8 protein-coding genes and 1 pseudogene are annotated in these 7,714 nt (G+C 34.2%); 2 read left to right on the top strand and 7 right to left on the bottom strand.

Annotated features, from left to right (window positions below):
- The 4 genes from ACT8VG_RS02000 to aroE form a co-directional block, all read right to left on the bottom strand.
- Positions 1–529 (bottom strand): TIGR01906 family membrane protein (locus ACT8VG_RS02000; protein ID WP_444195091.1); only part of this gene is annotated, 529 nt, incomplete at its 3' end.
- Positions 516–1,028, bottom strand: coding sequence for a tRNA (cytidine(34)-2'-O)-methyltransferase (locus ACT8VG_RS01995; RefSeq protein ID WP_006504316.1), 513 nt, complete (start codon positions 1,026–1,028; stop codon positions 516–518). The genes ACT8VG_RS02000 and ACT8VG_RS01995, both read right to left, overlap by 14 nt.
- On the bottom strand, positions 1,028–1,621 hold the full coding sequence (locus tag ACT8VG_RS01990; RefSeq protein WP_187012076.1) for an XTP/dITP diphosphatase: 594 nt from the start codon (positions 1,619–1,621) through the stop codon (positions 1,028–1,030). The genes ACT8VG_RS01995 and ACT8VG_RS01990 overlap by 1 nt, the downstream gene beginning before the upstream one ends.
- The gene (aroE, locus tag ACT8VG_RS01985; RefSeq protein ID WP_432270772.1) at positions 1,618–2,475 is read right to left on the bottom strand and encodes a shikimate dehydrogenase; all 858 of its coding nucleotides are present in this window, start codon (positions 2,473–2,475) and stop codon (positions 1,618–1,620) included. The genes ACT8VG_RS01990 and aroE overlap by 4 nt, the downstream gene beginning before the upstream one ends.
- A gap of 95 nt (positions 2,476–2,570) precedes the next feature.
- Here aroE and chbG point away from each other — a divergent pair.
- Positions 2,571–3,308: pseudogene (chbG, locus tag ACT8VG_RS01980) on the top strand (chitin disaccharide deacetylase).
- Between the two features lie 53 nt (positions 3,309–3,361).
- A complete protein-coding gene (locus ACT8VG_RS01975; protein ID WP_418220775.1) occupies positions 3,362–4,549 on the top strand; it encodes an aminotransferase-like domain-containing protein in 1,188 nt (395 codons plus the stop codon).
- 26 nt (positions 4,550–4,575) lie between these two features.
- Here the strand turns inward: ACT8VG_RS01975 and groL are convergent, their stop codons facing one another.
- From groL to ACT8VG_RS01960, 3 genes are all read right to left on the bottom strand, one after another.
- On the bottom strand, positions 4,576–6,195 hold the full coding sequence (gene groL / locus ACT8VG_RS01970; protein WP_217106667.1) for a chaperonin GroEL: 1,620 nt from the start codon (positions 6,193–6,195) through the stop codon (positions 4,576–4,578).
- Between the two features lie 12 nt (positions 6,196–6,207).
- Complete coding sequence (locus ACT8VG_RS01965) at positions 6,208–6,468, bottom strand: co-chaperone GroES (protein ID WP_006504310.1); 261 nt, start codon at positions 6,466–6,468, stop codon at positions 6,208–6,210.
- A 142-nt stretch (positions 6,469–6,610) separates the two neighbouring features.
- On the bottom strand, positions 6,611–7,633 hold the full coding sequence (locus tag ACT8VG_RS01960) for a lysylphosphatidylglycerol synthase transmembrane domain-containing protein (protein WP_117459312.1): 1,023 nt from the start codon (positions 7,631–7,633) through the stop codon (positions 6,611–6,613).
- Positions 7,634–7,714 lie beyond the last annotated feature (81 nt).

The following is a 7,714-nucleotide window of genomic DNA, read 5'->3' as shown; positions in this document are numbered from 1 at the left end:
CAAAATAACTTTCGGGAAAGATATTGATAATAGGATCAATATCAGGATTGATCAGCCAGTAGTTATTGTTGAAACGAATATGCTGCATCATAGTAAATGCCCCGTCAAAATCAACATAGGCTGTTCCACCTACAATAAATACGAGTCCTAAAGTAGTGAATCCTGCCCATTTAAAAGGTCTATAATCATTCTCTTTGACTGTAGAGTAGATGAGATAAATAGTTCCAATCAGTACCACTAACCCAATTACTTCTAAACGATTCATTAATACCTTCACTTCATAAAAATGAAAAGCTGTATTTTTAGTCATAGGAAAAGCAGGAGTAGAAAGTGCTTTATGTGAGAATAGACTTAAATAGTGAATAATTGTCATATAACTTTCTCTTACTATCTTTTCACTTACCCCAATATTAGAGGCAATTAGTGAAGAAGGATAGAGTACAGGTACAAATGTGACTAAGAGAATAGCACAATCAATAATCAAAAAAGTCAAACATACAGTTAAAAGAATACTTTTAAATTTCTTCATTGTATAAGAAATCTTCTCCCTTTTGAACCTCTACTGTAGATAAATCAGGATAACCCTGTTGTCTTAATGCTTCATAAACACCAATGGCTACAGTATTAGATAAGTTCAAACTACGTGAATCTCCATACATAGGAATACGTACACAATCATCAATATACTTCTTTAAGATATCATGAGGAATACCATCATGCTCATGACCAAAGAAAAGATAATGTTCACCTTCCTGTTTAAAATCATCTTCACTATAAACTTTCTTAGAATAACGTGTAAAGAAATGATAAATACCAGGATTCTCTTTTTCAAACTCTTCAAAGTTTTCATACACTTTAAAAGTGAGGTGATCAAAATAATCCATAACCGCTCTTTTCATTCTTGGATCATTTAACTTAAACCCTGTCGGTTTAATAATATGTAAAGGTGTATGTGTCGCTGCACATGTTCTCATAATATTACCTGTATTTTGTGGAATCGCAGGATGTACTAATACAACATGATTCATTACTTATGTGCCTCCTCTAAATAATCATATAAAGCCTTTAATGCCTTTGCACGATGAGAGACTTTATTCTTTTCTTCCATAGTCATCACTGCAGAAGTCTTCTTTAATGGTGGATAATAGAAAATAGGATCATAACCAAAGCCATTTTCACCATCAATACAATCGTTTATTTTTCCTTCAAAAGTACCTAAGAAAGTCTTTGTTTCTTCATCAGGAATAGCCAAAGCCATCGCACATACGAAACGTGCTGTCTTATCTTCTTTATCTTTTACAGCATCAATAATCCACTGATTCTTAATATCATAACTTGTATCTTCACCCATAAAACGAGAAGAATAAATACCAGGCTGTTTATCTAATGCATCTACTTCTAAACCAGAATCATCTGCAAGAGTAGGCATATGAATCATATTCATTACTGTTTCAGCCTTAATCACTGCATTTTCAGTAAAAGTAGTCCCTGTTTCTTCAATATCAGGATTATAACCTAATACATCTTTAATAGACTTTACTTCAATACCTAACTTTTCCAACATTGCAGAAATCTCTTTAAGTTTCCCTTTGTTTGTTGTTGCAACTACGATTTCTTTCATTCGCTTTCCTCCATTCCTAACGCTACTTTGACTTCATGGATAGGCATATCCTTTCCTGTCCAAAACTTAAAAGAACATGCACCCTGATAGACAATCATACGTTCTCCATTCATATAATCAAGACCTTTTTGTCTTGCATAACTTAATAGCTTTGTTTCCTTAGGGTTATAAATAATATCAGCTACTTTTAAACCATCAGGTAACATATCAGCACTCTCAATAATACATCCTTCAGGATGAGGTGCCATACCAACACTTGTTGTATTGACTAATAGATAAGTATCCTTTAAATCTTCCTTAATACTTTCCTGATCAATTTTCTTTAAAGTAATAGGGCAGTCTAATTTCTCATTAAGTTCTTTAATAAATGGTTTATCAGAACGATTATAAACCACAATTTCCTTAGCACCCGCTAATGCAAGAGAAATAATAATTGCACTTGCTGCACCACCAGCACCAAGCACTATAATCTTATGTTTCGCAATACCCCATCCTTTATCTCGGCAGGCCATCACAAAACCTTCTCCATCAGTAATATGACCAATGAGTTTACCATTCTCATTCTTTACCGTATTGATACTCTTCGCAAGTCTTGCCTGTGTTGTGAGTTCATCCATATATTTCATCATATCCTGTTTATAAGGCATAGAAATATTGTATCCCTTAATAGGTAATGTCTTAACAGACGTAATATAATCATCTAACTGATCTTTAGTCACTTCAAATGCAAGATAAACATCATTAATACCTAATGTTTGAAATGCAGTATTATGCATCATTGGTGAAAAAGAATGTTTAATAGGATTTGCGACAACCCCATATAAACCTGTATATCCAGTAATTGTATTTTTCATAACGGTCTCCTTTTGTCTTGTATTATACATCATTTTCTCGATATGTGTGACTGTTCTTATAATATTTAGTACAATGGATTTTAGAGGTGAAAAGTATGATCAAGAAATTAATTATTAATGCTGATGATTTCGGTATGTGTGAAGGAAACTCCCTAGGTATCCTACTTGCACACGAGCAGGGACTTGTAAGTTCCACTACAGTGATGATGAATATGCCATATGCTTTATGGGCCCTAGACAAGGCGAAGGCTTATCCTGATCTAGGAATTGGTGTTCATTTAACTTTAACTGCTGGTAAACCATTATTACCTGGCAAGAAAAGCTATACAGATGAAGAGGGGAACTTCTTAAGACCAAGTGCCTATGAAGATGAATTCCCAGATGGAGAACCAGATGAAGTGTATGAAGAATGGAAAGCATAGATTGAAGCTTTTATCGCACACACAGGACATCTTCCTACACATCTAGATTCTCATCATTATGTCCATATGGAACATAGACAATTAGAAGTCATCAAGCGTCTTGCCAAGGAATATAACCTTCCTATCAGACAAACAAGATATGTGGATGAAAACTACTTCCCAGCACGTTGTGAATTCTACAAAGATGGTGTAAGTTTTGAAACGTTCAAAGAAATCTGTTCAACAGAGGGCTATGATACAGTAGAACTTGTTTGTCATCCTGCTTTAGTTGATGAAAGACTCATGAACGTATCTAGCTACAATATGAATCGTATCAAGGAATTAGAATTACTTAAGAGTGATGAATTCAAACAGTTCATCAAGGATCACGATATTCAGATCATAACTTACGCAGACATAAAAAATAATTAGGTATTTTTAAATAATAGTAGTAGAATGAGAAAAAAGTGAATGGAGTGACATATATGAGATACGCAGATAAGATGAATTACGTAAAAAAATCAGCCATTAGAAGTGTCATGGCTGATGCAAGTGAGAATGGTACGGTAGAGTATATTAGTTTTGCGAGTGGATTCCCTGATCCAGAAGCTATTCCACAGGAAAAGCTAGAAGAAGTAGGACATAAGATTCTTCAAGAAAAGACTTATGAAGTTTTGCAGTATGGCTCTGCCCAGGGTTATACAGGTTTAATAGAATCTTCTAAGTCATTCATTAATAAGCATGAATGTATATGCACAAGTGATGATGATATTATTATTACAACAGGATCACAGCAGGGATTAGATCTTGTGTCTAAGATATTCTGCGATGAAGGAGATTATGTTGTAGTAGAGAACCCAAGCTATTTAGGTGCTTTAAACTCATTTAAATGTAATGGGGCAAAGCTGCTTGGTGTTTCTTTAGAAGAAGATGGTGTAAATCTAAAAGAACTAGAAGAAGCCTTTAAAAAAGGACCAAAGGTATTCTATACAATTCCTAACTTCCAGAATCCTACCGGAGTCACAACATCTCTAGAAAAAAGAAAAGAAATCTATAACCTTGCAGTAAAGTATGATGTAGTTATTCTAGAAGATAACCCTTATGGTTATTTACGTATTACAGGAGAAGAAGTCCCTTCTATTAAATCTTTAGATCAAGACCATCGTGTTGTTTATGCAGCCAGTCTTTCTAAGATTATCTCACCAGGTATGCGTACAGGAATCATCTGTGCAAGTAAAGATATTATCTCTAAGCTCTTTATGGCTAAACAATCAGGAGATAACCATACAAACAATCTTTCACAATATATGATGGATGCTTTCTTGAGAGAAACAGATATGGATGCACATATTAAACATTTGCAGTCTCTTTATGGAAAGAAATGTAATTTCATGTTAGAGATGATCAAGAAGTATTTCCATCCTTCTATTCATGTCATTGAACCAGAAGGTGGTATGTTTATATGGTTTGATTTACCTGATGGAGTCAGTATGCCAGAATTCGTTCAGGCTTCTATTAAGAAGCATGTAGCCATCGTACCAGGTAATGAATTCATGGTAGATAGTACTAAGCCGTGTCAATCTATTCGTATGAACTTCTCAGCTGCTTCTATGGAGAATATCGAAAAAGGTATTCAGATTTTAGGAGAACTAACATATCAATTCTGTAAGTAATAAAAAAAGCCATTTCTGGCTTTTTTTTAATACATGCCACCTTGTGGCATAACAGGCTGTTGTGGTTCTTCCTTTTTAGGAAGTTCTGCTACACCTGCTTCAGTTGTTAAGAACAAGGCTGAAATACTAGCGGCATTTAATAGTGCGCTACGAGTGACCTTAGTTGGATCAATAATGCCTGCTTCAAACATATTAACCCAGTCACCTGTCTTTGCATCAAATCCAAAGTCCTTTTCAGCAGTCTTTTGGATAGATACAATTTCTTCTTCATCATAACCAGCATTGATTGCAATCTGAGTAAGAGGCGCAAATAAAGAATTCATGACTACGTTAATACCCTTCTGGATATCTACATTCGTATCTCTGACCTGATTCTTTAATTCTTCATAGGCTTCTACTAACGCAGCACCACCACCAACAACGATACCTTCATCTACAGCGGCCTTAGTCGCATTAAGAGCATCTTCAATTCTTAATTTCTTTTCTTTTAATTCTGCTTCAGTTGTAGCACCGACTTTAATTGTTGCAACACCGTTAGATAATTTACCAATACGTTCTTTTAGAGTCTTCTTTTCATAATCACTCTTAGTATGAGTTAATTGTGTCTTTAATTCTTCAACACGTTTATTCACTGCTTCACTTGAACTATGACCAATAAGAGTAGTATTGTCTTTCTTTACAATCACTTTCTTGATTGTACCAAGATCTTCAATAGTTAAATCAGAAAGCTTCATATTAAGGTCTTTGTTGTAGAATTTAGCACCAGTTAATACTGCAATATCCTCCAACATTTCTTTCTGTTTATCACCAAATCCTGGAGCCTTAGTTGCTACGACATTAAAGGCACCTCTTAACTTATTCAATACAAGAGATGAAATAGCTTCATTCTCATAATCTTCAGCAATAAGTAGTAATGGTTTATTAGCCTTTAATACCTGTTCAAGTACTGGAAGGATTTCCTGTAAATTAGTAATTTTCTGATTAGTGACTAAGATGAGTGGGTTATCCATTTCTACTTCCATCTTATCTGTATCACTTACAAAATAAGGAGATACATAACCCTTATCATACTGCATACCTTCATTGACTTCTAATTCATCATCAAAACTATTAGATTCATCTACGTTGATAATACCATCTCTACCAACTTTTTCCATTGCCTGAGCAATCAATTCACCAATATGACTATTAGAAGAAGAAATAGTTGCAACAGAGGCAATATCCCTGCTTGTTTCTACCTTATGAGAATTTTTTAATAATACTTCTGCCACTGCTTTAGAAGCTCTTTCAATACCTTCTCTCATAAGTACAGGGTTTGCACCTTTTTCAACCTGCTTCATACCATTCACAATCATATCTCTTGCAAGAATTGTAGCAGTTGTTGTACCATCACCTGCAATATCATTTGTATTATTGGCTACTTCATATACAAGTTTTGCACCCATATTTTCAAAATGATCTTCTAATTCTATTTCCTTGGCAATAGAAACACCATCATTCGTAATTAAAGGAGAACCATAACTCTTCTCTAATACTACATTTCTACCTTTAGGACCAAGTGTGACACTCACTGCATCAGCAAGAGTATTCACACCCTTCAACATTGATTGACGTGCATCACTAGAAAAACGTATTTCTTTACTCATCGTTCATTCCTCCTATTCAATACATGCGAGAACATCTTTCTCGTCTATCACAATATATTCAACACCATCAAGTTTAACTTTTGTACCAGAGTATTCCTTGAATACAACACGATCTTTTTCTTTTAAATCATTTTCACATTGTGGACCTACTGCCACAACTTCTCCAACAGTAGGAAGACTCTTTGTTTCAGTAGTGAGAATAATACCACTAGCTGTCTTATTTTCTACTTCTTCTTTCTTTAATACGATATTCTTATTTAAAGGTTTTAACATAATTATTCCTCCTTATTAGCACTCTCTTTATCTGATTGCTAAGAGTATTATAGTTCTTATTAGCATATTGTCAAGGAGAGTGCTAATTCATTTTTAGACAGATTGAATAAAAGTGCACAAAAAAGCCACTCCTAAGAGTGACTTAATCGTCTTTTCGTTTTGTATCCTTCGCAACGATAAATGTGATCATACCAAGTGTTAATCCAAAATAGAAAGAGAAGAAACGCCATAAGAACATAGAACTAGAAGCATTAGCTCTTCCTAAGAAACCAAATAAGATCATATAACATCCTTCACTACCACCTGATGCACCAGGAATAGGGAGGAATGTATTAATTAAATTAATAATAGAAGCCAGTCCTAAGAACTGTACAAATAGGGTAACTGGTACTTTTATTCCTAAAGCAAGACACGAAAAGAATGGCGTAGAGTAGATAATAGTAAGTTTCACAATATTACATAATACTGTCTGTAATAAAGCTTTTTTATTTTTCTGTAATACATTCATCTGTTCTCTAAATTCACCAAAGTAATTCTGAATTCTAAAGCATGTTGATTCATAATCTTTTATAAGTGGTGTTTTAGAAAGGAGATAGACTACTTTATCTACTATAAAGTTCTGGAACTTCTTGCTCTTAGCACCTGCAAATAATAGAAGAGTGACAACTGCATTAATAAGAAATCCAACGGCTGCCATAGAAGATACACCTACACCTTTATCTAAGAAGTAGGCTGAATCCACAATCATAATCACTGCAGTAAAGCCCATGATCACTATTTGATAACTAATAAAGCACATGAGTAAGATACTTGTAGAAATGGCAGGGGAAATCCCCTGGTTATTAAATACAAACACCTGGGCGAACTGTCCTCCTGAAGAAGAAGGAGTTAAACCACTAAACAAAGTACCTACAAGTCCATTCACAAAACCTTCTTTAAGAGTAAAGTCTTTCTTATAAAAACGCGCAAAGATCATTGTAGCGAGTCCATCAAATACATAATATATAAACATAATAAAACATAAGATGAATAGCCAAAAAGGATGCGCTGTAGTAATTGTTTTAAATACAGTAGAGACTTCAGAACCTACTGATAAGTATAAAGATATACCACTAATCACAAGAATTAATGCAATATTCAAGATATAGCTCTTCTTTGTTTTCATGGGAATCACCTCATTTCCCTATCTCTATTTTACCAATCTTATTCCTTATATGAAAGTAAAAGAAAAGAGTAAGGATTAAAA

This window comes from Catenibacterium sp., from assembly GCF_052354645.1.
GTDB lineage: Bacteria > Bacillota_I > Bacilli_A > Erysipelotrichales > Coprobacillaceae > Catenibacterium > Catenibacterium mitsuoka_A.
This window is presented reverse-complemented; position numbering and strand designations above follow the sequence as displayed.